Here is a 23,174-nt window from a genome sequence, read left to right on the forward strand (position 1 = left end):
CGATGACCTGTACCTTGGCAAGGTACCGCTCTACCAACTGAGCTAATGTCGCATTTCCACTTACTTTAACCGTTCACACTGGTTACTACCAGCGGAAAGGTGAGGCCGCATTATATGGAAATTTCCATCTGCTGCAACCCCCTGAAACAGATTTATCTACCGATCGCTCAAATTTTAAATACCCGTTCACGATAGAATTTCAGTTCGGCGATCGACTCCTGAATATCCATCAAAGCCTGGTGAGTATTTTGCTTTTTGAAATCCTTCATGATTTCCGGCTGCCAACGCTTGGTCAGTTCCTTGACCGTACTGACATCGATATTGCGGTAATGGAAGTAATCTTCCAGCTCACGCATATACTTGTTCAGAAAGCGTCTGTCCTGACCAACACTGTTGCCACACATGGGGGACACGCCTTTAGGCACGTACTGGCTCAAAAAAGCTATGGTCTCGGCTATGGCGTCAGCCTCTGTGTGTTTCGAAGCTTTCACCCGCTCAATTAGCCCGGAAGCGCCATGATGCTGTTGATTCCAATCATCCATGGCAGCCAACACTTCATCGCTCTGGTGAATCGCTATCACAGGCCCTTCACCGATAATGTTCAGCTCCTTGTCTGTAACCAAGGTGGCTATTTCCAATACTCTATCGGTTTCAGGCTCCAGCCCGGACATCTCGAGATCTATCCAAATCAGGTTATTTGCATCCGCAACCATAGCTCAGCCTATCGCTCCTGTTCGCCTAAATTCAGGCTTTTTTGTTTAAGACCGTGTATCATACTGCTTTTTGCCAAGACACAAAATCACCTTATACCGCGAAGAACAGCCTGTGAGTAAAAAGAAACCATTGAGCCATGGCCAACTGCGCCGTATGAAAGCCAATCATCAGAAGCGTCTGCAACGTGGAAAAAACGCTACAGAGGCCGCTCCTGAAATACAGGATAGCTCACTCGGCCCCGAGCTGGAGGCCACGGTTATTTCCCGTTTCGGTCAGCATGCCGATATTGAAACCCATGATGGCCAACTGGTTCGTTGTAATCTTCGCCGCACCATAGGCAGCCTGGTTACCGGCGATAAAGTAGTGGTACGTCTGGCGACCGATCCACAAACTACTGTCGCCGGTGTGGTTGAAGCCGTCCACCCGCGCAGCTCGTCACTGACCCGGCCCGATCTCTATGATGGCGTTAAAGTCATTGCCGCCAATATAGATCAAATTTTTATAGTGTCATCTGTGCTGCCGAGCTTTACTACCCAGATTATTGACCGCTATCTGGTGGCGGCTGAAGACACAGAGATCCCGCCGGTGATCATTCTCAACAAGGTCGACTTGTTGGACGAGACTCAGGCTGTTGAAGTGGAAACGGCTCTGGCCCGTTACCGCGCTATCGGCTACCCGGTCTATAAAGTCAGCAGTAAAACCGCTGAAGGGATAGAGCAACTGAAAACCCTGTTGCAAGGCAAAACCAGTGTATTTGCCGGGCAATCCGGGGTAGGTAAATCGTCTATTGTCAATGCCCTGCTGCCACAGGCACAGTTGCAAACCGGGGAAGTCTCGGAAAACTCAGGCCTGGGTCAACACACTACCACCACGGCCAAACTGGTTCACCTTCCCAGCGGCGGCGATCTGATTGACTCTCCAGGGGTTCGAGAATTTGCCCTCTGGCACTTGCCTGCCGACCGTGTCGGCTGGTGCTTTGTGGAGTTCAGGGATTTTCTCGGCGGCTGTAAATTCCGCGATTGCAAACATCTGGACGATCCCGGCTGCGCATTGCGTAAAGCGGTAGAGGAAGGCAAAATTGCCGAAGACAGATTCAACAATTATCACAGAATTATCACCAGTCTGGATGAACAGCGTCACGCCCGCCACTTTCGCGCCGGCATGGACGACATTTAAGCTGGCAAAGCCCATTTGAAGGAAGCAAAAATTGGATAAAGTGAAGATTGCACTGCAGTACATGCTGCCCAAACACCTGTTGTCCCGCCTGGTCGGGAAACTGGCCGCGGCCGAAGCCGGCAAGCTGACCACCTGGGCTATTCGCTGGTTTATCAAACAGTACAAGATAGATATGTCAGAAGCGGCCCAGAGCGAGCCTGAAGCCTACAAAAGCTTCAACGCTTTTTTCACCCGCGCCCTGAAAGACGGCGTTCGCCCTCTGTATCAGGACTCAGAATATATAGTGCACCCGGTCGATGGCGCCGTGAGTCAGTGTGGTCCCATTGAAGACGGCCGCATTTTTCAGGCCAAAGGTCACCACTATTCGGCTCTGACCCTGCTGGGCAATCAGGCCAAAGACGCCGAACGCTTCGAAGACGGTGACTTTGCTACCATTTATTTGGCGCCCAAGGACTATCACAGAATCCATATGCCCATCAAAGGCACGCTGTCGAAAATGACTTATGTGCCCGGCGAACTCTTCTCGGTCAATCCGTTAACCGCCCGCAATGTACCCGGGCTGTTTGCCCGTAACGAGCGAGTGGTAGCCATCTTCGAAACCGAGATTGGCCCCCTGGCCATGGTATTGGTCGGTGCCACCATAGTGGCCAGTATAGAAACCGTTTGGGCCGGCACTGTCACACCGCCGACAGGCAAACGCGTCTTTACCTGGGAATACCCCACCACTGGGCCGGATGCGATCACATTGGAGAAAGGTGCCGAGATGGGCCGCTTCAAATTGGGCAGTACCGTGGTCATGCTGTTTGCCAAGGACGCCCTGGATGAATTTGCCGATGGTGTTGAGCCAGGTGCAGTGACCCGTATGGGTGCACCTTTTGCCAAAATAGAGGACTGAACTTGTCTGCCAAGGGGCAAGCTCGTACAGGCCTGACAGAACTGCATCTGGCGGTACTCCTGTTCGGGGGAACCGCCCTGTTCTCCCGACTTATTCCCTTGAGCGCACTCGATATCACTCTGCTGCGCTGCGTTATCGCCGCCATAGTTCTGGCGCTGCTGGTTAAACTCAGCCGTCAACGCCTGCGCTTGCTGCGCGGCAAAGATTACCTTATTGCTCTGTTACTTGGGGTGATTGTCAGCCTCCATTGGGTGACCTACTTTGCGGCGATGCAACTCTCCTCTGTCGCCATCGGCATGATAGCCTTTTTCACCTATCCCGTGATGACAGTGCTGATCGAACCCTGGTTTACCGGCAGTCGCTTACATCTCAGAGACCTTGTCAGCGGTTTGGCGGTGCTGCTGGGGGTGATTCTGCTGATCCCCGAGCCGTCATTGGGCAACGACGTTACCCTTGGGATCCTGGTCGGCGTTGTTTCCGCCATCTTGTTCACCGCCCGTAACCTGTTGCACAAACGCTACTTCACCGCCTACAGCGGCCAGCAGGCGATGTTTTATCAAACCGCAGTGGCAGTGCTGGTGTTGGCTCCATGGCACAGTCTTGATATCGGTGACATCAGCAACCAAACCTGGGGATTGCTGCTGCTTTTGGGAGTCGTCTTTACCGCGGCGCCCCATGCCTTGTTTACTTCGGCACTCAGATACCTGAGCGCCAAGACTGTCGGTTTGGTTGCCTGTTTACAACCCTTCTATGGCGCCATGCTCGCCTGGTTGCTGCTGGATGAATCGCTGACTCTGGCAACCGCTATCGGTGGCACTTTAGTGGTAGCTACCGCCTTGTTTGAAACATCACAGAGTCACAAATCACAAGCCCCGAAAAAGAACCTTGGCTGACATATCAAAACCCGCTTAACTTAGCTAATATGAGCTGTCGATTAACTCTTTGAATTTAGCTCTTTGAATTTAACTATGGTTCGAGCCTGCCTTCTGCTGTTTTGTCTATTTATCGCCTCCGCCCAGGCCAACTCGCCACTGGGGTTGGATAAACGTCTGGGTCTCAACCAACAAAACACTGAAACCCTGTCGCAGGAGCAACAACTGGCGCAGCTGGAAAAGAGCATTCAGCAACTTGCCGACACCAACCGCAGTTATCAGGAACTGCAACTCAATTTCGAAAGCCGGCGCCAGCATCTTTATGATCAGCTGCAGGAAGCCGCCGCGCCACTTAAGCCCGAACTCCATCAGGATCTGGATCAGCAGGCCTCCATGGCCTACCTGCGTCTTTCCGAACTGAAAGAGAGTGAAACCAGCCTAAGCCAGGCCAACAGCGCCATGCTCAAGCGCCACAGCGAATTGCCGGCCGAAATAGTCAAAATCAGACAGGCACTGCTGCAACAGCAAAAGGCCCAGGCAGTGGCTGGTGACAATGCCGCCAAAGCGCTGCAACAGGCGCAGCTGTTATTGCTGGAGCAACAACTCACCACGCTGGAAAGCGAGTTGGCAGTCAGCCAACAAAAGCGCGAACTGCATCAGTTACAACTGCAACTGGTACGCAAGCAGTTGCAGCAACAAGAGCTGCTTATCGAACAGCTTAACCGCGCCATTACCGATGCCAGGCAGCAGCAGGTCAATGCCACACTGGCCGAAACCCTCAATGCCGAGGCTGATGGCCGCGATCGCCTGACCACAGAGCTGAGTCTGGCCAACCAGAGATATGGCCAGCAATTGCAGCTACTGACGGAGCAGACCGCGCAGACCATAGCCCTGCAGGAACAAGCGGAGAAGCTGGATCAGTCCCACAGCAAGCAACTGGACAACATCAAGGAGCAGATAAGCTGGGTCAAGATGAACCCGGTTTTCGGTGAGCGCTTTTTGCAGATCCTGCAGTCACTGCCAAAGCCCCCCAACCAAGAGCACCTGCAGACCCAGATAGCCGATGCCAGACTCAATCGCTATCAGATTGAGCAGCAGTTTGCCGCCAATGAGCAACTGCTAACTACCCAGGCCTACAGCAATGAATCTCAGTTGCGATTGCTTGAATCACAACAGGCTTTGCTGAATCAACTATTGAAAGGCTATGATACTTACCTCAGTGAACTGGCCAAGCTCAAGAGCAAGTATGAGCTGCTCACCGACAGCTACCAGAGGCTCAAGTCCACTCTCAATGAACACCTGTTCTGGGTACCCAATGCCTACAGCATCAGCAAGCTGTGGCTGACGGATCTGCAGCGCTCCAGTCTCTGGCTCTGGCAACAAACCAGTCTGCCGGAAATAAAGCAGGGACTGACCGAACTGAGTCCTTACTGGTCCTGGTGGATCATCCTGGTGGTGTTGTGTCTGGTGGCCCAGGATATTCTCACCCCCAGATTCAAGACCATGATGCGCGAATGTGAGGCGCCGGTCGGCAAGGTGACCCAGGACAAGTTCATCTACACCATCCAGACATTAGTGATCAGCGCCGGTTACAGTCTGTTCAAACCCTTTCCCATAGTGGCTGCCGGCTTGATTATGCTGCAGTCCGACAGTAATCCCATTCAGGCCATAGGCATGGGTGTACTGGCCATAGGCAGCCTGTACCAGCTCTATCGCTTCATCTATCTGCTGGCGCTGGACAAGGGCCTGCTCATAGGCCATTTCAAACGGCCGCAAGAGGTGATCCGTCAAGGTCAACAGCGTTTTCGCCGCTTTGTCATCATGGCCATGCCTCTGGTGGGCGTCATGGGCTTTACCGAAATTCTCGACTCCTCTCTGGTGCGCAACAGCATAGGCCGCGGTGCCTTTATTCTGTTCTGTATCATGCTGTTTATGCTCTATCGGGACGTACTGACTCTGTCCCGTCGCTACCGTGAAAGCCATCTGGACGACAAGAACAAGCGCCTGCTGCAAAAGCTGCTGTGGCTGCTGCTGTTGCTGGTGCCGCCACTGAGCGCCGTGTTGGCATTCAGGGGCTACTATTTCACCGCCTTCCAGATGCTGCTGCAGCTGCAGCTTTCTTTACTGCTGGGACTCGGCTTCCTGTTGCTGTACCAGTTGCTGAAACGTTGGATGTTGATTGAAAGGCGCCGCATCGCCTTCGATCGCGCCAAGGCCCGCCGAGCCGAGCGTCTGGCGCAGCGGGAAAAAGGCGATACCTCATCGGGCACCAACGATCATCAGGACACCTATGAAGAGCCGGTAGTCGATTTGGAAACCATGTCCAGCCAATCACTGGGTTTGGTGAGATCCCTGCTGCTGCTGGCGTTTCTCGCCTGTTTGGTCGGTCTGTGGACCCAAACCCACACCGCCCTGTTCAGCTTCCTCGACGGCATTACTCTTTGGACAACAACGACTACCGGGGTAGGCGGAGTCGAGCAACCTCTGCCCATCACCATGAAGTCGCTGGTATTTGGCGCCATTGTGGTCGGCTTTTCCATGATGATAGCCACCAACCTGCCCGGCCTGTTGGAGCTGACTGTGCTGCAAAAGCTGGATCTCACCCCGGGAACCGGCTTTGCCATCACCACTGTGACCCGTTACCTAGTGGTCTTTATCGGTATCGTCATCGGCTTTGCCACCCTGGGGATGGAGTGGTCCAAGCTGCAATGGTTGATTGCGGCCTTGACTCTGGGTCTGGGTTTTGGTCTGCAGGAGATCTTCGCCAACTTTATCTCGGGCCTTATCATACTGTTTGAAAAGCCGGTGCGTATCGGCGATACCGTCACTATTCGTGAGCTCACAGGCACGGTTTCCAAGATCAAAATTCGCGCAACCACCATCATAGATTGGGACAGGAAAGAGATTATCATCCCCAACAAGGCCTTTATCACAGAGCAGTTAATTAACTGGTCGCTGTCAGATCCCATTACCCGGGTGATCATCTATGTTTCGGTCGCCAGGGATTCAGATCCTGCCCGGGTGGAGGCCGCGCTCTACCAAGCAGTGAAAGAGTGTGAAAACGCGCTGGAAACCCCTGAGCCAGAAGTCTGGTTTGCCGGTTTCGGCAAACACACTCAGGACTATGAAGTCAGGGCTTATGCCAAAGATATGTCTTCCCGCTGGCCGCTGCGCCACGATCTGCACAAGCGGATCAGCAAGAAGCTCAAGGAGAACCAGCTGGAGCTGGCTTACCCTCAGTTGGAAGTGCATATCAGCAACACGCACAACAAAGACACCAGCGGTATTATCAGAGGTTAGTCGCAGATGTTGATTTTCGCGCACCGTGGCGCCAGTGGTTATGCGCCGGAAAACACCCTTAAGGCGATGGCGCTGGCACTAGAGCTTGGTTGTGAGGCAGTTGAGCTGGATGTACATCATGCCGATGGTGAGCTCTGGGTCTTCCATGACCGCCGCCTGAGCCCCAAGAGCGACGGCAAAGGGCTGCTCGCGCAGCAAAGCAGCAGCTATCTACGGCAGCTGAGGGTCGAGGGAGAACCTATCCCTACCCTGCGCCAGGTACTTGAGTTTATCGAGGGGCGCATGACGGTCAACATAGAGCTCAAGGGAGTGGGTTGCGTCGAGCCTTTTATCCAGCAATACCCGCAGCTACTGCAACTCGGCTACCAGCCAGAGCAGCTGCTGGTGTCTTCATTCAATCATCTCTGGCTCAAACAGGTAAAACAGCAGTTGCCCGACGTACCCGTGGCGCCACTGCTCGAAGGGATAGCTCTCAACCAAGCCGCCGTGGTCAGTGAACTCAAAGCCTGGTCACTGCATCTGGATATCAGCTTTATCAGCCGTGAACTGGTTGCCGATGCTCATCAGCGTGGCGCCAAAGTGTATGTCTATACCGTAGATGATGCCGATGATATCAGGGCACTGGCGGCGCTGGGGGTAGATGGTATTTTTGCCAACTATCCAGACAGAGCCGCCGCCGCATTGACTCAGGAGTCACAAACCGACTACCGCCACTGGTTTGAGTGATTAGTCGTTTGAATGCTCTCTGATTAGCGTGTTCAACTCTGGTTATTACGCTGGGCCCAGCTGCCGACAAAGATAAAGGTGGCGCTGACCAAGAGTAAAGTCCACAGCGCCGGTAGGTGCGCCAGCTGCCTGGCGAGCCAGGGACTGAGCGCCACTATCAGCATGCCGTAACCAAAGGCGTTGACCAGAATAAAGATCAGCGTGCGCAGCACAAAATTGCGAGCCCCGAGCTTACGGCGCAGAAAACGGTTGAAGTCGGCACCGAACACCAAAATGACGCAGGCAACCATGGCGGTGGCTATCTCATTGAGCCAGGGATAGAGCTGACTGCCCAGCTGGGTCAGCAGTTGCGTAACTGAATCCATTAAAATATAAAATCCATAAAAATAACGAAAACAACAAGGACAGATACTATGGCATACAAGCTGCTGTTACTCACCCGGGAAAATGCTGAATATCGACAGTTGTTGTCAGAAAAATCACTTCCTGGCCTTACTATCCTGGGCGATGACCCGGCCAATATCGCCAGTGCCGATATCTGGCTGGCCGAGCCGGCTCTGGCACAACCGCTACTGAGTCACGGCAAGAATCTCAGTTGGTTGCAATCAACCTTCGCCGGTGTCGATAAACTGCTTGGCGCTAAAACCAGGAAAGACTACCTGCTGACCAATGTGAAGGGTATCTTCGGCCCCTTGATGAGTGAATATGTGTTCGGTTATCTGCTCGCCGAAGTTCGCCAACATGCGCTGTATCATCACCAACAGCAGGAGAAATACTGGCACCCAGGTTCCCTGGCCACCCTGCAGGGGATGAAGATGCTGATCCTGGGCACGGGTTCCATCGGCGAGCACCTGGCCGCCAGCGCCAAGTACTTCAAGATGCAGGTCTGGGGTATGAACCGCAGCCAAAGGGCCGTCGCGGGCTTTGATTACATAATCAGCCCAGCCCAGCTCGATGAGCTTTTGCCTCAGGCCGATGTGGTCGTCAACACTCTGCCGAGCACTCAGGAGAGCCGAGGCTTGCTGAGCAAAGAGAAGCTGGCACAACTCAAAGACAGCGCGATACTGTTCAACATAGGCCGCGGCGACGCCCTAGATCTGGATGCCCTGGTGGTCGAACTCGGCCGCAGAAACCGGCTCAAAGCCGTGCTGGATGTGTTTGCCCAGGAACCGCTGTCACCGCTGCACCCCATCTGGGATTGCCCCAATGCGGTAATCACTCCCCATATTTCGGCGCCCAGCTTCCCGTCTCAGGTGGTCGATATCTTCGCTCGCAACTATCACCACTATCTCAATGCCGAATCGCTGGAGAACCTGGTGTACTTCGACAGAGGCTACTAATCCTTACTCTAGCGCGCCCATTCCTCCGGGCGCGGTGCTATTGGCTGACTAAAGACCTAATAACCAACTAAAGGGTGATCTGCCCTAAAATATACCCAAGCGTTATTAGTATTGATAACGGTTTTCATTTAGAATTACAAACTGAAAATTGCCTTCCACTTACCAGCAGCAACCGGAGCCCGATAAATGTACGTTTGTCTGTGTCATGCGATTACGGATACCCAGATAAAGCAGGCTGTCAGCCAGGGAGATGTTAGCCTCAGCGAGGTGAAAAAACGCCTCGGTGTGGGTGATCAATGCGGTAAGTGTGTACGGATGGCGACGCAAATCATCCAGAATCAGCTGGATCTCGAGCCCAATTATTACGAAGTCGCCTGATATATTGGGTAAAAAAACAAAAGCCGCATCATAATGCGGCTTTTGTAATTTCTGGGCCGGGCTACAACGCCGGCTCCTCCAAACTGACTTCGACACTGTCGACCCTTTGCAGTCCTCTTGGCAGCTTGGCGCCGCGACGGCCACGCTCACCACGGTAATGCTCCAGATCGCTGCTCTTCAATGTCAGCTTACGCTTGCCGGCCCAGAGGGTGACATTGGCACCCTCCGGCACCAGATATAGATGGGTCACCAACTCTTCGCGGTTTTTCGCCCGCTCCGATGGGATGCCGATGATCTTGTTGCCCTTACCCTTGGCCAACTGCGGCAGCGCCTCCATGGAGAACATCAGCATCCGCCCTTCATTGGTAATGGCCAGAATCGAACTGGGTCTGGACTTGTCCAGTTTACGCGGCGTTAAAGCCTTGGCATTGGCCGGCAGTGTCAGCAAAGCCTTACCCGCCTTATTGCGCGACACCATGTCCTTAAAGGCGCAGATAAAGCCGTAACCGGCATCACTCGCCAGTAGGAAGCAGTTATCATCATCCCCGAGCAATACATGCTCCATGCTCTCCCCTGGGGCCAGATTGAATCTGGTGGTAATAGGTTCCCCTTGGCTACGGGCCGAAGGCAGAGTATGGGTATCCGTGGCGAAGGCGCGCCCGGCGCTGTCAATAAACACAGATTGCTGGTTGCTGCGGCCGGCTGCGGCGCAGAGGAAACTGTCACCAGCCTTGTAGGACAACCCGGCGGCGTCTATATCATGGCCCTTGGCACAGCGTACCCAGCCCTTTTCAGACAACACCACAGTCACGGGCTCGGTGGGCACCAACTCCTGCTCAGACAGTGCTCTGGATTCGCTTCTCACCACCAGTGGCGAGCGGCGGTCATCACCATAGGTTTCCGCATCTGCCTGCAGTTCTTTCTTGATCAAGGTCTTCAGGCGGCGTTCCGAACTGAGCAGTTGCTGCAACTTTTCCCGCTCGGCTTCAAGCTCATCCTGCTCACCACGGATCTTCATCTCTTCCAGCTTGGCCAGATGGCGCAGCTTGAGGTCCAGAATTGCTTCGGCTTGCTTGTCTGTCAGCCCGAAGCGGCGCATCAACTCGGCCTTGGGTTCGTCGTGGAAGCGGATGATTTCTATCACTTCATCAATATTGAGGAAGGCAATCATCAAGGCTTCAAGAATATGCAACCTGGCCAGGACTTTATCCAGACGAAATTCCAGACGGCGGCGCACAGTATGAATTCGAAACTCCAGCCACTCACTCAAGAGTTGCTTGAGCCCCTTGACCTGAGGCCGACCATCGAGACCAAGCACATTGAGGTTGACCCTGTAGCTCTTCTCCAGATCTGTAGTGGCAAACAGGTGCGCCATCAACTGTTCGATATCGACCCGGTTGGATCTCGGCACTATCACCAGCCGCACCGGACTTTCATGGTCCGACTCATCGCGCAAGTCTGTCACCATAGGCAGCTTCTTGGTCTGCATCTGCGCCGCCAACTGCTCGAGGATCTTGCTGGAGCTGGCCTGGTGCGGCAAAGCCGTTATCACCACTTCACCATTTTCCACAGTGTAAACCGCACGGGCCTTGATTGAGCCGCGGCCCGATTCATAGACCTTGGCGATTTCGGCGCTCGGGGTAATGATCTCGGCAGCTGTCGGATAATCGGGCCCGGGCACGAATTCCATTAGCCGCGGCAGGTCAGCCTTGGGATTATCCAGCAGCTCGATACAGGCATTGGCCAACTCGCGGGCGTTATGGGGCGGAATATCCGTGGCCATACCCACTGCGATACCGGTAATACCGTTGAGCAGAATATGCGGCAGTCTGGCAGGCAGTACCAAAGGCTCTTTCAGGGTGCCGTCGAAGTTGACGCCCCAGTCCACTGTTCCCTGACCTAGCTCGCTGAGCAGTACCTCGGAAAACTTGGATAGCCTGGCTTCGGTATAACGCATGGCCGCAAACGACTTGGGATCGTCCGGAGCTCCCCAGTTACCCTGACCATCCACCAAGGGATAGCGATAGGTAAAGGGCTGCGCCATCAGTACCATGGCTTCGTAACAGGCGCTATCGCCGTGCGGGTGATACTTACCCAGCACGTCACCCACGGTACGGGCCGACTTCTTGTATTTGGCCGCCGCCGATAATCCCAGCTCGCTCATGGCGTAGACGATTCGCCGTTGCACCGGCTTGAGACCATCGCCGATATGGGGCAAGGCCCGGTCCATGATCACATACATGGAATAGTTGAGATACGCCTCTTCGGTGAAGCGCCTGAGCGGCATCTGCTCCACGCCATCCAGGCTCAAGGCTATCGCATCACTCATTATTCATTTTCCTGTTCAGGTGTCGGCGCATAGTCCGACTCAGATTCAGCATCTTCTGCATCAGTGTCTTTGTAGTACAGGCGGTAGATGTTTCCCTTCAGATCATCCGAAATATAGACGGCGCCATCCGGGGCCATCGCCAGTGAATGGGGTCTGGCCACCGGAAACTCACCATCGAGAAAACTCACCAGGGTGCGGCGATTGCTCACCTGACGGCCATCGGTTTCCAACACCACTATCTGGTAGCCCACCTTACTGGAACGGTTCCAGGAGCCGTTCTCAGCCAATAAAATCTGGTTGTGATATTCGGCGGGAAACTGGGTTCCCCGATAAAACAGCATCCCCATAGGAGACACATGCGCCGGCAGTTCATAGACTGGCTTGGTAATATTCAGGCTCTTGGGCTCTTCATAGGCAGGCTCCTGCACCGCTTTGCCATGCACATATGGAAAACCATAATGCGCCCCGGCAACATCGACCCGGTTGATTTCATCCGGTGGCAGATTATCCCCCATCCAGTCGCGGCTCATATCGGCAAACCAGAGGCGGTTATCCAGTGGCGACCAGTCAAAACCTATGACATTGCGTATTCCGAGCGCTATCTGCTGACTACTGCCCGAGTTCACATCCACGGCAATGATGCTGCCAAAAGGGGCACTGGGCTCACACACATTGCAGGGGGCGCTGATGGCGATATAGAGCCTGTCGTCCGGGCCAAAGCGCATGGCTCTGGCGCTTTTCTTACCATTGCCCGGCAGTTGATCATAGACTTCCCGTGCCCGCGGAGGGCGCCTGAGCCTGGGTTCGATATCACGGAATACCACAACCCTGTCTTCCAGAGCAACATAGAGATCGCCCTTGTGAAAAGCCAAGGCCTCCGGGTAATCCAGGCCCTTGGCTATCAGATAACGCTTATCAACCCGGCCATCATTGTTACTATCGACCAAAGCGTGAATCGTGCCACTCTTGTGAGAACCGACAAACAGGGTACCTTCATCTCCTACTGCCATCTGCTTGGCATCGCCAACATCTGTGGCATAGAGAGAAACACCAAAGCCTTTGGTCACAGTAATGATCATCGACTGAGATGCATTGGCCGCCGCACTCAGCAACGCCGCTCCCAGCAGGAGCAAGCCTCCGCCGGCCGCGATACCGACTCTGTTATTCAGGTTCATCATATCCTTGCCTTTAAGTTTTATAGTTATTGGCACATCAAGGGCGATTACAGCTGAGCAAGGTCTCCCTTGGTTTCCAGCCACGACTTACGATCACCTGAGCGCTTCTTGGCCAGCAACATGTCCATCAATGCCACGGTCTCGTCGACATCGTCTATGGTCAGTTGTACCAATCTACGGGTGTTGGGATCCATGGTCGTTTCCCTCAGTTGCAGTGGATTCATCTCACCCAGACCTTTAAAGCGGGTGACCTGCACTTTTCCTTTCTTGTTGTCGGCGGCAATTCTGTCAAGAATGCCTTGCTTTTCAGGCTCATCCAAAGCGTAAAACACTTCTTTGCCGATATCGATACGGAACAGTGGCGGCATGGCGATATACACATGCCCCTTTTCAACCAGAGTGCGATAATGTTTCAAAAACAGCGCGCACAGCAAGGTTGCTATGTGCAAACCATCCGAGTCGGCATCGGCGAGAATACAGATCTTGCCGTATCTGAGTTCGGAGATATCATCGCTATCGGGATCGCAGCCTATGGCCACTGAAATATCGTGCACTTCCTGGGAGGCCAGCACTTGGCTCGCTTCCACTTCCCAGGTGTTGAGAATTTTGCCCCGCAGCGGCATGATCGCCTGAAACTCTCTGTCTCTGGCCTGTTTGGCACTGCCACCGGCCGAGTCCCCTTCCACCAGAAACAGCTCGGAACGCGCCGGATCCTGACCTGTGCAGTCGGTCAGTTTACCGGGCAGCGCCGGGCCTGAAGTGACCTTCTTACGGGCGACTTTCTTCGCCGCCTTGAGGCGCTTCTGGGCGTTGTTGATGCACATCTCGGCCAGCAGTTCGGCTTGATCTGTGTTGCTGTTGAGCCAGAGGCTGAAGGCATCACGCACCACACCCGACACAAACGCAGAACACTGGCGGCTGGAGAGTTTCTCCTTGGTCTGGCCGGCAAATTGCGGATCTTGCATCTTCACCGACAGAATAAAACTGGCCTTGTCCCAGATATCTTCCGGGCTAAGCTTAATCCCCCTTGGGATCAGGTTGCGAAACTCACAGAACTCACGCATCGACTCGAGCAGTCCCTGACGGAAACCGTTCACATGGGTACCACCAAGCGGCGTTGGGATCAGGTTGACATAGCTTTCGCTGATACTGTCGCCGCCCTCAGGCAGCCAGGTAATGGCCCAGTCAGCGGCTTCCAGATTGGTCTTGATACTGCCGACAAAAGGCTCCTGTGGCAGCGCCGGGGCTTCTTTGAGGGAGTCTTTCAGATAATCGGTCAGGCCCTCTTCATAAAACCACTCATGGACCTCACCGTTTTGTTTGTTGGCGAAACGAATTCTGAGCCCAGGACAAAGTACCGCCTTGGCCCGCAACAGATAAGTCAGCTTGGTGACCGAAAAGTTCGGTGAGTCAAAATAGCTGGGGTCGGGCCAAAACTGCACCCGGGTGCCGGTATTGCGGCGCCCGCAGGTACCGGTTTCCCTGAGGCTCTCGGCCTTGTCGCCATGCTCAAAGGCCATTTCATACACTTTGGCATCGCGGCGAACCGTGATCTCAACCCTTTTGGAGAGGGCGTTAACCACAGAGATCCCCACCCCATGCAAACCACCGGAAAACTGATAGTTTTTGTTGGAGAACTTACCACCGGCATGCAGTTTGGTCAGGATCAGCTCGACCCCGGGGATCCCCTCCTCCGGGTGAATATCCACCGGCATACCACGGCCATCGTCTGTGACTTCCAGCGAGTTGTCTGTGTGTAACACCACATCGATTCGGGTTGCAAACCCTGCCAAAGCCTCATCGACACTGTTATCTATGACTTCCTGACCCAAGTGGTTGGGTCGGGTGGTATCGGTATACATGCCGGGACGGCGTTTTACCGGATCCAGTCCGTTCAGTACTTCAATGGCATCGGAGGTGTATTGATTGGTCATAGCGCACACTGTCTTTTATGTTCAGGCCATGGTGGGCCGCGAGGATCTGATTGTCAAGATAAGTGTAAAAAACGGCAGACTGCGTCCAGCTTGTCGCCGTAACCCACAAAACTATGGTTTCCACCGCTTTCCAGCAGCATCTCACAGCAGTGATATTTGCCCAGGGCCTGGCGATAATCCAGCACCTCATCGGCAGTCTGTAATAATACAAAAAAACGATCCGGATTGAGAATGACCGGCGTATCAAATTCAATCAGCTGCTGCTGATGTTGTGGCAATAATTGGTAATGTTCGTCGGTATAAGGGTTGTATTGCGGTCCCAAATAATCACCAAAGAGCTCAAAGGGACGCACCGCCGGGTTAATCAGTACCGCCTTGCCGCCATAGCGCTCCGCCAGCCAAGAAGCAAAATACCCGCCGAGGGATGAACCGATAAACGCCAGTGGCTCGCCCTTGGCTTTGGCCGCTTCGGTCAACTGGATCAGCAACGCCATCGCCGCCTTGGGCGAAGTGGGTAGCTGTGGCTGCTCCAGTCGCACACCGGGAAAATGTTGTTCAATATAGGTGCGGGTAAGCACGGCCTTGTCAGACAAGGGAGAACTGTTGAAACCGTGAATGTAGAGCAGCATAGTTCCTCACAAGGGGCCACTGCTCCAAAGCAAATTCAGTAGCCGCTGGCCTCAGCATCCGGTGCGAAGCGCTCGCCCGGGATCCGATAAACATTGGTGAGCATGCTACCATCGGGCTTGAGCTCCAGCAAACGGTAGCCAGGCTGCAGTGCATCCAGCGCAAAATAGGAAGACAAGGGTTTGAATTGAATACAGGTCGATGGTGTCGCCATCAGAGATAACTTGTGAGTTTCACCCTGATATTCTGTATCCAATTGCTGATGAACATGGCCCCAGAGCATGCCCTTGACCTGAGGATAACGCCCCATCTCTTTGAGGAAATGGGCGCCATTGTCCATACAGTGCTGATCCAGCCAAGTGCAGTCCACCAGCACAGGATTATGATGCATCACCAGCAGCACATGTTTGTCCGGTTCGGCGGCTATGGCACTGCGGATGATCTCAATTTCGCTTTCGGCCATATGGCCCCCGGGCTTTCCCCGCACTGTGGAGTCCAGCAAGATAATCTGCCAATTCCCGGCCAATACCCGCCTGTGACCATAGACACGCTCACCCTGCATATGCAGATACATGATCCTGGGGTCATCGTGATTGCCAGGCAGATAATGGCAGGGCAGATTCAGCGGTTTGATGGCTTCGACAAAGTTGCGGTAGGACTCACCGGAGTAATCCTGGCTAATGTCACCACTGGCCAGCAGCATGTCGGCGGGATACTTGACTGCCTGGATGGTATTGATAACGGCATTGAGACTGTTGGCGGTATTTACGCCAAGAAGCTGTCCTTCAGGATCGGCAAACAGGTGAGGATCTGTGATCTGCACCAAACGAACACTCTTGTCCTCAGGAATACTGTATGTGATTGCCTCTTTCAGCACTTTGATTACCCAATCTCAGGACTGACAAACGAGGCGCGCCTGACAGTCTATTTTCAATAACTCCTCCAGGAAGGCGTTTACCTGGTACTTTTCATCGCGGTGGTACATGCGTAAGTTCGGATAATCATACACTGGCCGCAATTGGTAAATCTGTCGGCTGCTTAACACTTCTGCTAATTTAGCATCATGATAAATCCGCACAGTGACCTTGGGGACAGGTATCAATCCGCCCTTCCCTACATGGCGGGAAATACTGACCAACTGGGTATAGCGGGTATTTTCCAGCAGCTCGACATCTAGGCAGCCGAAATCACCTTCTACCTGCCAGCTTTCACCCACTTCACCTTGCTCCGGCAACCAGCGCTGAATATGGCCATAGTTGCGGCCACACAGGGCTAAAAAGCGGCTGACATCCGGCTGGTATTTCTTGTCACTGTCTTTCTTGTTCATTGGCCTGGATTAAACTTTGATAGTTAAGCTGCAACCATTGCAGTCCGAGCACGGTCGAAGCATTGTCGATTTCGCCACTAAGCACCTTGGCATAAGCATCACTGCGGGAAAGCACATGCAACTTAATGTCTTCATGTTCTTCGGCCAAGCCATGCAGCCCTTTGGCCTTGGATGAATCCACCGCCGCCCAATAGAAGAAGAAGCGTTCACTGCAACCTCCGGGGCTGGAAAGATAGCTGCTTACGGCCGAAATTGCACTGGCATTGAGTCCGGTTTCTTCCAAAAGTTCCCGTTTGGCCACCTCATCGGCCACTTCGTCGGGGGCAATCATACCCGCCACCAACTCCAGCAGCCAAGGAGATTCACTGGTTTCCAGCGCAGGAAACCGCACCTGCTCAATCAACACCACTTTGTCTTCTCGCGGATCATAGGGTAAAACCACCACGGCATGGCCGCGCTCAAACACCTCACGAGTCACTTCATCGCTCCAGCCCCCGGCAAACAGCCGATGACGGAAACGGTATTCCTCCATACGGAAAAACCCACGGTATAGCGTGCGCTGACCCAGCACCTGAACATCCTCTTTGGTGAATTTTTCTGCTGCCATTTTCACTCCGCTTTAGCTATAAAAGGTGCAATTTCAAACCACCCGGCACCATTTGCCAATAAAATCTGTTACACTTCCGAATTGACTTGAAAACGGTTGATTTTTTAGTATCAAAACCATTAAGTTTTGCTGTATCGGGAAGCGTCGGGAAGCGCAAACCGCCTTTATCAAAGGCATTAACAGTCTAACGAAGTTGAAACCGCCCGTCACAGGGTGTTTGTCTATAAGGACAGCCAATGAAATTCAAGATCCGCACTTTATGCGCGGCGTTAACGCTCGCAGTTTCTGCCCCGGCCGTTCAAGCCGACGATTTACTTCAGATATATCAGCAGGCATTAACCAATGATCCAGTGGTACTCCAGGCCAAGGCCCAAAGAGACCAGTTGTATGAGAAAATTGAAGAGAATCGCGCACCACTGCTGCCAACTATCAGTGCCAATGTCGGTTATGACAAAGCCTGGAACGATCCCAGTGCCGACACCAGCGGCCTGACAGGTGCGATTAAACTTGACCAGGTCATCTATGATCATTCTGCCTGGGTCGGTTTGAGCCTGGCGGAGAAAGCCGCATCACAGGCCGATGCCGTCTACGCCTCTGCCCTGCAGACACTGATCACCCGGGTAACAACCGCTTACTTTGACGTGTTGGCCGCCAAGGACAACTATGAGTTCAAAGGCGCCGAGAAGCGTGCCATCGAGCGTCAGTTGGAACAAACCAAGCAACGCTTTGCCGTTGGTCTGACAGCCATTACCGATGTTCATGAAGCACAGGCTCAGTATGATCTGGCGACCGCCGATGAAATTTTGGCAGAGAATCAGTTGATCAACAGCTATGAAGCCCTGCGTGAAATCACAGGTATAGATCACAAGAGCATCGACATTCTGGATACCAACCGCTTCTCTGCGGCCAGCCCAACCCCGGCAGTGCCAGGCGATTGGCTTAAGATGGCCGAGACCAACAGTGTCGACCTGCTGACCCAGCGTATCGGTAAAGATATCGCCCAGGAAACCATCAGCCTCTATAAAGCCGGCCATATGCCGTCTCTGAGCCTGAGCGCAGGTTATACCAAAGGCCTGGAGCAGGAAATCGGCAGCCAGAGCCAACCTGACTTCGATAACGGTACCGTTGGGGTTAACCTGAAGGTGCCTATCTTTGAAGGTTTCAAGGTCAGCTCTCAGGTGAAACAGGCGCAATACGCCTATGTTGAAGCCAGCCAGAAGCTGGAACAGACTTACCGCCAGGTAGTCAAAAATGTTCGCAACAACTTCAACAACGTTGGTGCTTCTATCAGCTCCATCAAGGCCTATGAGCAATCAGTACTCTCTTCCGAAAGTGCATTGAAAGCCACTCAAGCCGGTTTTGAAGTGGGTACCCGTACTATAGTCGACGTGCTGAACCGTACCCGGGATCTGTATGATTCCAAGCGTCAGCTGTCCAACGCCCGTTACGGCTATATCAAGTCAATATTGGCACTGAAACAAGCCACAGGCACCCTGAATGAAGATGACGTCATCTCAATCAACAACGGCCTGACAGCTCCTGCACAGCAGTAAGCTGAAGCTTAGCCAATAAAAAACCGCCAACTGGCGGTTTTTTATTGGCTAATCGACTGAAACGGAATTAGAACACCAGTTCAACACCGGCAAAGAAGCCGTCAAACTGCATATTGCTGCTCATGCCGTTGAAGCCGTTCACGTCGAATTTAAAGTCGCGGTAGCCGGCACGTACCCGGGTATCCAGCGCCACGCCATCAAACTCCCAGCCCAGACCTACTTGGTAGTCATAGACACTGGATTCATTGATACCGGCCAACACATCGGCAAAGGCGTACAAGCCGAAGAAAGGCAGGCCAACCTCGGCATTGGCATAACCCATGACCACACCGCTGTCGATATCACGCTGCTCAGGATGCCCCTTGTCTGCCACCCGGAAAGAACCATCCATCAACTTGTAGGCCCCACCCACATCCAGAGAAACCAGATCATTGTCCAGTAGCTCATAGTAAAGGATAAAGTCTGTGTTGCTCAGGTCGGCCGTAGCATACACATCACCGCTGAAGGTGTGGCCGTTGAAACTGAAGTTGGCATTGCTCATAGCGCCATCTTCTTTCAGGCGGTTTTCGCGGATCTTCAGGTTGGGCAGCAGTGGCACAGGGTGCTCAACGCTGAACCAAAGGCTGTACTGGGCGGAAGAGTCATAGTTGAACTCCTGCTGCGGCTGGCCTTTCTCGGCGAAAGTACCGCTGGCATCTCCTTTCCAGTAATCGGCGCCTACCTTAAAGCCTACGACTGTTGCTGCCTGGGCGGAGGTCGCCATCAAAGAAGCCAGCAAGGCTGTCGCCAATAAAGTCTTTTTCATAAATTAACCCTGTGAAAGCAAGTTGGTTAAATCAATCACCGCGGCATTGGCGCGGGACACATAGTTGGCCATCACCAAGGAATGGTTGGCCACCAAACCGAATCCGGAACCATTGAGGATCATTGGGCTCCAGACTGTTTGCTGAGTCGCTTCCAGTTCACGGATGATCTGTTTGAGACTCACTTCGGCATTCTTTTTCTTCAGTACGTCAGCAAAATCGACCTCTACTGCCTTCATGAAATTCAGCAAGGCCCAGGCAGAGCCTCTGGATTCATAGAAGACATCGTCTATTTGCCACCAGCTGGTCTTAATCTGCTGGCTCGCCAGGTTGGGGGTCGACTGACGCGCGGCACTGTCGCCGGCCAGATCGGTATTCAGCCTCTCCTGACCAACACTGGCGGCCAGACGCTGTGACATACTGCCCAAGCGCTTCTGCACCTCTTTCAACCACTCATTGAGGTTATCGGCACGGGCATAAAACTGGGCATCCGGGTTATTGGGATCCATCATCCGCGCCCGGTAAACCTTCAATAGCTTGATAGCATCGCGATACTCACTCTCGGCACTGGGCACCAGCCAACTGGTATGCTCGATATTCAGCTTGGAGTGTGCTTCCAGCAGATCTTTGTCGGCGGTGGACTGAGACTGGGAGCGGCTGAACTCTTTGCGCATGATCAAGGCGAGATCCCGCACCTGTTCCAGGGCGCCGAACTCAAACGCCGGCATGTTGTCCATCATCACAGAAGGCGGCATCATGTCGTTGGACAACCAGCCTCCTTGCTTATCCAGCAAGGTCTCCATGGTTTCAATCAAGGCGCTGGTAGTGGCATAACCTGTGATTTTCTCGCCCTTTTCCGATGTCATCACCTTGGGCGTCAACACTTCGGGTTCAATACTCCACCAAACACTGATGCCGTATGCGATAACGAACACTATGACCGCTGCACCGACACCTTTTTTCCATGTCATTTGCATCCCGGGTTCTCCTTAATGATGGTGATGATGCTCTTGGGCTGCAGGAGCATCATTGGGGGATTTTACTTCGAGTTCGATATTGAGGGTTTCACCATTGGCAAAACTGAGTGTCATAGGCACTTTTTGCCCCAGCTGCAACGGTGCCTTGAGGCCCATGATCATGATGTGATCGCCGCTGCTTTGCAGCGTCAACTGGCCATGCTCAGGCAGCGGGAAAGCCGCCACATGGCGCATTTTAACCAGGCCATCTTCCTCAATCAGGGTATGCAGCATGGCTTCACGGGCCACAGGGGTGCTGGCAGAAACCAGCTCAGTCGCCGCGCCATGGTTGCTGAGTGTCAGATACGCCGCCGTATTGGGAACAGAAGCGGGCATGGCCCGGATATATCCTTGTTCGAGCATTATGTTCGAGGCGAAGGCGCTGGCACTGATGCCGGCCAGCAAGATAACTTTAAACAGTTGTTTGAATATCGCCATCTATGTCTTAAACTCCATGTAAAACCCATTTCGTCAGCAAAGGAAACAACGAATGAGCACGATTCAGGTTCAGGATGAGCAGGGTGTACGCATCATACGTTTTAACCGTCCGGATAAACGTAACGCCCTCGATCTCGATATGTATAAGCAGCTTACAGAATACCTGATCCAGGGGGAAGCGGACAACGAGATCCGTGCCTTTCTGCTGACAGGCAGTGAAAACTGCTTTACTTCAGGCAATGATGTGGCGGATTTTCTCAAGCAGCCGGATCTGGGGCCTAACCACCCTGCGGTGCGATTTCTCTTTTGCCTGCTGGAGCTGAAAAAGCCCTTGGTCGCCGCTGTCAGCGGAGCCGCTGTCGGAATCGGCACCACGCTGCTGCTGCATTGTGACCTTGTCTATGCCGATAACACAGCCCAGTTCCGTTTGCCCTTTATCGACCTGGCACTGGTGCCTGAAGCCGGCTCCAGCCTGCTACTACCTGAATTGGTCGGCTATCAAAAGGCCTCTGAACTGCTGTTGCTGGGCGAAAGTTTCGATGCCGAAACGGCGCTGGATCTCAAACTCATCAACCGCATGTTGAGTCCGGTGGAGCTCTTCCCTTATGCGCTGGAAAAGGCCAAGGCTCTGGCCTCCAAACCACCTCAGGCGCTGCAACTCACCAGACAACTTATGCGGCCACACAAGAGCCGGGTACAACACCAGATGCATCAGGAGTTGGAACTCTTCGGCCAGCGTCTGCAGAGCGATGAAGCCAAAGCGGTTTTCCGCCAGTTTCTCAACAAAGGTTAAATCATCGAGGCTGAATCCAATGTTGCTGCGGCTGGGCTGACACCAAGCCAGTCGCAGCAACACTAGTCCTGCCATTGACTGGACTTGCCTATTCCCCATACTGCCAATGCCAAAACCAGCACGGGCCAAATCATTGCAAAGCCGCTGATAAACATCAGTAATGCCGCAGCAACACAAAGTACGCACACCACAGCCAACACACTGAAAGTCATTGCGGCCCACACCAATGCCAGCATCGCGGTTATCAGGGTCAACACCCAGCTCCAGTTCTCGGCATCCAGCCATAGAAACGGGCTACCCCAAATCCCCACTGACATAAACTCGCGGCTGAGCAGAGAGACCATAAGGATCAGCGCGCCGACTATGCTCCATACCAGTAACTGAGACAGCAACCTATATCTTCTGTGCTTGTTTCGACTCTTGTTATACATACTCATTTCACCCACTTGGGCCACAACAGTGCCAGGGCAAAGTAAGCCGTCAACCCGAGCAATGGGTGCATCAGAGTGATGACTGCGGCAACAATTCGGGTCCAGAATACCGACCAGTCAAAACGCTCGGCCATATCGCGGCATAGGCCACAGACGATGGAAGAATTTCCCTTGAGTGTACGTTCCAAATCAAACATAACTGACTCCGATTATCTCGCTAACTGTATCTGCCGGGCACCGCAGGCTAACAACGCCACCAGGGTGTAGCCAAGCAACGGCAGAAACATCAGTAGTGCCAAGGTGCTATTTATCCACATAGGCACCTCAATCGTTGGCTTGGGTCAGAACACTGGTCTCCACGGGTAATTCGGTGATCTGACTCAGGGTTTCTTGAGTCATCTCGTCGCTCAGTTGGGCCACACTACGCTCAAGTTCCTGTTGCAGGGAGGCCAGCATTTCACGCTTGGCACTGAGCAACATGGTCTGGGCCTGTTGACTCAGGTTCTGTTCAACAGCACTGAGGATAGGTTGAGTAGGCAGTACATCGGCCTGGGCTGAAACACTGGCTGAAGCCAAAACAACGCCAAGAAGCAAAGATTTAATAGTCAGGTTGGAAGTTTTCATGCTTGTCATCCCTTTCTGGTTAAGCTGAACGGGTCAGCGGTCAAGATGACTAATTCAAAGGGCGTGCCAACTGGGAAAAACTTTAATTAAGAGTATGATATTAAATGAAATAAAAA

24 protein-coding genes are annotated in these 23,174 nt (G+C 53.3%); 9 read left to right on the plus strand and 15 right to left on the minus strand.

Going from position 1 to position 23,174, the window contains the following annotated elements:
* Positions 1–167 precede the first annotated feature (167 nt).
* Positions 168–713, minus strand: coding sequence for an oligoribonuclease (gene orn, locus ON072_RS11570; RefSeq protein WP_025009371.1), 546 nt, complete (start codon positions 711–713; stop codon positions 168–170).
* A gap of 112 nt (positions 714–825) precedes the next feature.
* Between orn and rsgA the strand changes: the two genes are divergently transcribed.
* The 5 genes from rsgA to ON072_RS11595 all read left to right on the plus strand — a co-directional run bounded on the left by rsgA (position 826) and on the right by ON072_RS11595 (position 7,683).
* Entirely contained in the window at positions 826–1,890 is a 1,065-nt protein-coding gene (gene rsgA / locus ON072_RS11575; RefSeq protein ID WP_025009370.1) for a small ribosomal subunit biogenesis GTPase RsgA, read from the plus strand.
* Positions 1,891–1,921: 31 nt separating this feature from the next.
* Complete coding sequence (asd, locus tag ON072_RS11580; RefSeq protein WP_044733656.1) at positions 1,922–2,785, plus strand: archaetidylserine decarboxylase; 864 nt, start codon at positions 1,922–1,924, stop codon at positions 2,783–2,785.
* A 2-nt stretch (positions 2,786–2,787) separates the two neighbouring features.
* Positions 2,788–3,678, plus strand: coding sequence for a DMT family transporter (locus ON072_RS11585; protein WP_391564759.1), 891 nt, complete (start codon positions 2,788–2,790; stop codon positions 3,676–3,678).
* Positions 3,679–3,753: 75 nt separating this feature from the next.
* Complete coding sequence (locus tag ON072_RS11590; protein WP_261752626.1) at positions 3,754–6,957, plus strand: mechanosensitive ion channel domain-containing protein; 3,204 nt, start codon at positions 3,754–3,756, stop codon at positions 6,955–6,957.
* A 6-nt stretch (positions 6,958–6,963) separates the two neighbouring features.
* Positions 6,964–7,683, plus strand: coding sequence for a glycerophosphodiester phosphodiesterase (locus ON072_RS11595; protein WP_129979387.1), 720 nt, complete (start codon positions 6,964–6,966; stop codon positions 7,681–7,683).
* A 32-nt stretch (positions 7,684–7,715) separates the two neighbouring features.
* On the opposite strand, the gene ON072_RS11600 is transcribed toward ON072_RS11595, so the two are convergent.
* On the minus strand, positions 7,716–8,048 hold the full coding sequence (locus ON072_RS11600) for a DUF3392 domain-containing protein (protein WP_025009366.1): 333 nt from the start codon (positions 8,046–8,048) through the stop codon (positions 7,716–7,718).
* Between the two features lie 48 nt (positions 8,049–8,096).
* Between ON072_RS11600 and ON072_RS11605 the strand changes: the two genes are divergently transcribed.
* Positions 8,097–9,023, plus strand: coding sequence for a D-2-hydroxyacid dehydrogenase (locus ON072_RS11605; RefSeq protein ID WP_144225991.1), 927 nt, complete (start codon positions 8,097–8,099; stop codon positions 9,021–9,023).
* A 186-nt stretch (positions 9,024–9,209) separates the two neighbouring features.
* Positions 9,210–9,401, plus strand: coding sequence for a bacterioferritin-associated ferredoxin (locus tag ON072_RS11610; RefSeq protein ID WP_025009364.1), 192 nt, complete (start codon positions 9,210–9,212; stop codon positions 9,399–9,401).
* Positions 9,402–9,462: 61 nt separating this feature from the next.
* Here ON072_RS11610 and parC read toward each other — a convergent pair whose 3' ends face one another.
* The 7 genes from parC to nudF are packed head-to-tail and all read right to left on the minus strand — an operon-like array spanning position 9,463 to position 17,400.
* Entirely contained in the window at positions 9,463–11,730 is a 2,268-nt protein-coding gene (gene parC, locus ON072_RS11615; RefSeq protein ID WP_028779684.1) for a DNA topoisomerase IV subunit A, read from the minus strand.
* Positions 11,730–12,905: a PQQ-dependent sugar dehydrogenase gene (locus tag ON072_RS11620; RefSeq protein WP_093982098.1), complete on the minus strand. Its 1,176-nt coding sequence runs from the start codon at positions 12,903–12,905 to the stop codon at positions 11,730–11,732. The genes parC and ON072_RS11620 overlap by 1 nt, the downstream gene beginning before the upstream one ends.
* Before the next feature lie 47 nt (positions 12,906–12,952).
* The gene (gene parE / locus ON072_RS11625; protein WP_025009362.1) at positions 12,953–14,839 is read right to left on the minus strand and encodes a DNA topoisomerase IV subunit B; all 1,887 of its coding nucleotides are present in this window, start codon (positions 14,837–14,839) and stop codon (positions 12,953–12,955) included.
* Positions 14,840–14,892: 53 nt separating this feature from the next.
* Positions 14,893–15,468: a YqiA/YcfP family alpha/beta fold hydrolase gene (locus ON072_RS11630; RefSeq protein WP_107352378.1), complete on the minus strand. Its 576-nt coding sequence runs from the start codon at positions 15,466–15,468 to the stop codon at positions 14,893–14,895.
* A 35-nt stretch (positions 15,469–15,503) separates the two neighbouring features.
* Complete coding sequence (gene cpdA / locus ON072_RS11635) at positions 15,504–16,343, minus strand: 3',5'-cyclic-AMP phosphodiesterase (RefSeq protein ID WP_025009361.1); 840 nt, start codon at positions 16,341–16,343, stop codon at positions 15,504–15,506.
* A gap of 15 nt (positions 16,344–16,358) precedes the next feature.
* Positions 16,359–16,793 carry a DUF1249 domain-containing protein gene (locus tag ON072_RS11640; RefSeq protein WP_028779682.1) on the minus strand — a complete coding sequence of 145 codons (435 nt, stop codon included), beginning with the start codon at positions 16,791–16,793 and terminating at the stop codon, positions 16,359–16,361.
* Positions 16,774–17,400 carry an ADP-ribose diphosphatase gene (nudF, locus tag ON072_RS11645; RefSeq protein WP_156020319.1) on the minus strand — a complete coding sequence of 209 codons (627 nt, stop codon included), beginning with the start codon at positions 17,398–17,400 and terminating at the stop codon, positions 16,774–16,776. The genes ON072_RS11640 and nudF overlap by 20 nt, the downstream gene beginning before the upstream one ends.
* Before the next feature lie 236 nt (positions 17,401–17,636).
* Between nudF and tolC the strand changes: the two genes are divergently transcribed.
* On the plus strand, positions 17,637–18,953 hold the full coding sequence (gene tolC, locus ON072_RS11650; protein ID WP_028779680.1) for an outer membrane channel protein TolC: 1,317 nt from the start codon (positions 17,637–17,639) through the stop codon (positions 18,951–18,953).
* A 67-nt stretch (positions 18,954–19,020) separates the two neighbouring features.
* On the opposite strand, the gene ON072_RS11655 is transcribed toward tolC, so the two are convergent.
* Genes ON072_RS11655 through ON072_RS11665 form a run of 3 tightly spaced genes read right to left on the minus strand, consistent with a single transcriptional unit; the run spans position 19,021 to position 21,210 of the window.
* On the minus strand, positions 19,021–19,758 hold the full coding sequence (locus tag ON072_RS11655; protein WP_025009357.1) for a TIGR04219 family outer membrane beta-barrel protein: 738 nt from the start codon (positions 19,756–19,758) through the stop codon (positions 19,021–19,023).
* A 3-nt stretch (positions 19,759–19,761) separates the two neighbouring features.
* Positions 19,762–20,733 carry a DUF2333 family protein gene (locus ON072_RS11660; RefSeq protein ID WP_025009356.1) on the minus strand — a complete coding sequence of 324 codons (972 nt, stop codon included), beginning with the start codon at positions 20,731–20,733 and terminating at the stop codon, positions 19,762–19,764.
* Between the two features lie 12 nt (positions 20,734–20,745).
* Positions 20,746–21,210 carry a copper chaperone PCu(A)C gene (locus ON072_RS11665; RefSeq protein ID WP_045283159.1) on the minus strand — a complete coding sequence of 155 codons (465 nt, stop codon included), beginning with the start codon at positions 21,208–21,210 and terminating at the stop codon, positions 20,746–20,748.
* A 52-nt stretch (positions 21,211–21,262) separates the two neighbouring features.
* Here ON072_RS11665 and ON072_RS11670 point away from each other — a divergent pair, with 52 nt between their 5' ends.
* On the plus strand, positions 21,263–22,003 hold the full coding sequence (locus ON072_RS11670) for an enoyl-CoA hydratase (RefSeq protein ID WP_025886877.1): 741 nt from the start codon (positions 21,263–21,265) through the stop codon (positions 22,001–22,003).
* 62 nt (positions 22,004–22,065) lie between these two features.
* Here ON072_RS11670 and ON072_RS11675 read toward each other — a convergent pair whose 3' ends face one another.
* From ON072_RS11675 to ON072_RS11685, 3 genes are all read right to left on the minus strand, one after another.
* Entirely contained in the window at positions 22,066–22,440 is a 375-nt protein-coding gene (locus tag ON072_RS11675) for a hypothetical protein (RefSeq protein WP_144128731.1), read from the minus strand.
* Positions 22,437–22,631 (minus strand): PspC domain-containing protein, encoded by a 195-nt coding sequence (locus ON072_RS11680; protein ID WP_261752628.1) that lies wholly within the window; start codon positions 22,629–22,631, stop codon positions 22,437–22,439. Before ON072_RS11680 ends, ON072_RS11675 begins: the two co-directional genes overlap by 4 nt.
* Before the next feature lie 127 nt (positions 22,632–22,758).
* On the minus strand, positions 22,759–23,058 hold the full coding sequence (locus tag ON072_RS11685) for a hypothetical protein (RefSeq protein WP_025009352.1): 300 nt from the start codon (positions 23,056–23,058) through the stop codon (positions 22,759–22,761).
* Positions 23,059–23,174: the final 116 nt, after the last annotated feature.

Origin of the sequence: Shewanella sp. K8 (assembly GCF_028823715.1) — a bacterium.
GTDB classification, from domain to species: Bacteria; Pseudomonadota; Gammaproteobacteria; order Enterobacterales; family Shewanellaceae; genus Shewanella; species Shewanella algae.

What these genes read in the sequence shown, in the direction of transcription:
- orn (WP_025009371.1), bottom strand. Translation starts at nt 713, where the DNA reads ATGGTTGCGGATGCAAATAACCTGATTTGGATAGATCTCGAGATGTCC.
- ON072_RS11590 (WP_261752626.1), top strand. Translation starts at nt 3,754, where the DNA reads ATGGTTCGAGCCTGCCTTCTGCTGTTTTGTCTATTTATCGCCTCCGCC.
- ON072_RS11595 (WP_129979387.1), top strand. Translation starts at nt 6,964, where the DNA reads ATGTTGATTTTCGCGCACCGTGGCGCCAGTGGTTATGCGCCGGAAAAC.
- ON072_RS11600 (WP_025009366.1), bottom strand. Translation starts at nt 8,048, where the DNA reads ATGGATTCAGTTACGCAACTGCTGACCCAGCTGGGCAGTCAGCTCTAT.
- ON072_RS11605 (WP_144225991.1), top strand. Translation starts at nt 8,097, where the DNA reads ATGGCATACAAGCTGCTGTTACTCACCCGGGAAAATGCTGAATATCGA.
- ON072_RS11610 (WP_025009364.1), top strand. Translation starts at nt 9,210, where the DNA reads ATGTACGTTTGTCTGTGTCATGCGATTACGGATACCCAGATAAAGCAG.
- parC (WP_028779684.1), bottom strand. Translation starts at nt 11,730, where the DNA reads ATGAGTGATGCGATAGCCTTGAGCCTGGATGGCGTGGAGCAGATGCCG.
- ON072_RS11620 (WP_093982098.1), bottom strand. Translation starts at nt 12,905, where the DNA reads ATGAACCTGAATAACAGAGTCGGTATCGCGGCCGGCGGAGGCTTGCTC.
- parE (WP_025009362.1), bottom strand. Translation starts at nt 14,839, where the DNA reads ATGACCAATCAATACACCTCCGATGCCATTGAAGTACTGAACGGACTG.
- ON072_RS11630 (WP_107352378.1), bottom strand. Translation starts at nt 15,468, where the DNA reads ATGCTGCTCTACATTCACGGTTTCAACAGTTCTCCCTTGTCTGACAAG.
- ON072_RS11640 (WP_028779682.1), bottom strand. Translation starts at nt 16,793, where the DNA reads ATGAACAAGAAAGACAGTGACAAGAAATACCAGCCGGATGTCAGCCGC.
- nudF (WP_156020319.1), bottom strand. Translation starts at nt 17,400, where the DNA reads ATGGCAGCAGAAAAATTCACCAAAGAGGATGTTCAGGTGCTGGGTCAG.
- tolC (WP_028779680.1), top strand. Translation starts at nt 17,637, where the DNA reads ATGAAATTCAAGATCCGCACTTTATGCGCGGCGTTAACGCTCGCAGTT.
- ON072_RS11655 (WP_025009357.1), bottom strand. Translation starts at nt 19,758, where the DNA reads ATGAAAAAGACTTTATTGGCGACAGCCTTGCTGGCTTCTTTGATGGCG.
- ON072_RS11660 (WP_025009356.1), bottom strand. Translation starts at nt 20,733, where the DNA reads ATGCAAATGACATGGAAAAAAGGTGTCGGTGCAGCGGTCATAGTGTTC.
- ON072_RS11665 (WP_045283159.1), bottom strand. Translation starts at nt 21,210, where the DNA reads ATGGCGATATTCAAACAACTGTTTAAAGTTATCTTGCTGGCCGGCATC.
- ON072_RS11670 (WP_025886877.1), top strand. Translation starts at nt 21,263, where the DNA reads ATGAGCACGATTCAGGTTCAGGATGAGCAGGGTGTACGCATCATACGT.
- ON072_RS11675 (WP_144128731.1), bottom strand. Translation starts at nt 22,440, where the DNA reads ATGAGTATGTATAACAAGAGTCGAAACAAGCACAGAAGATATAGGTTG.
- ON072_RS11680 (WP_261752628.1), bottom strand. Translation starts at nt 22,631, where the DNA reads ATGTTTGATTTGGAACGTACACTCAAGGGAAATTCTTCCATCGTCTGT.
- ON072_RS11685 (WP_025009352.1), bottom strand. Translation starts at nt 23,058, where the DNA reads ATGAAAACTTCCAACCTGACTATTAAATCTTTGCTTCTTGGCGTTGTT.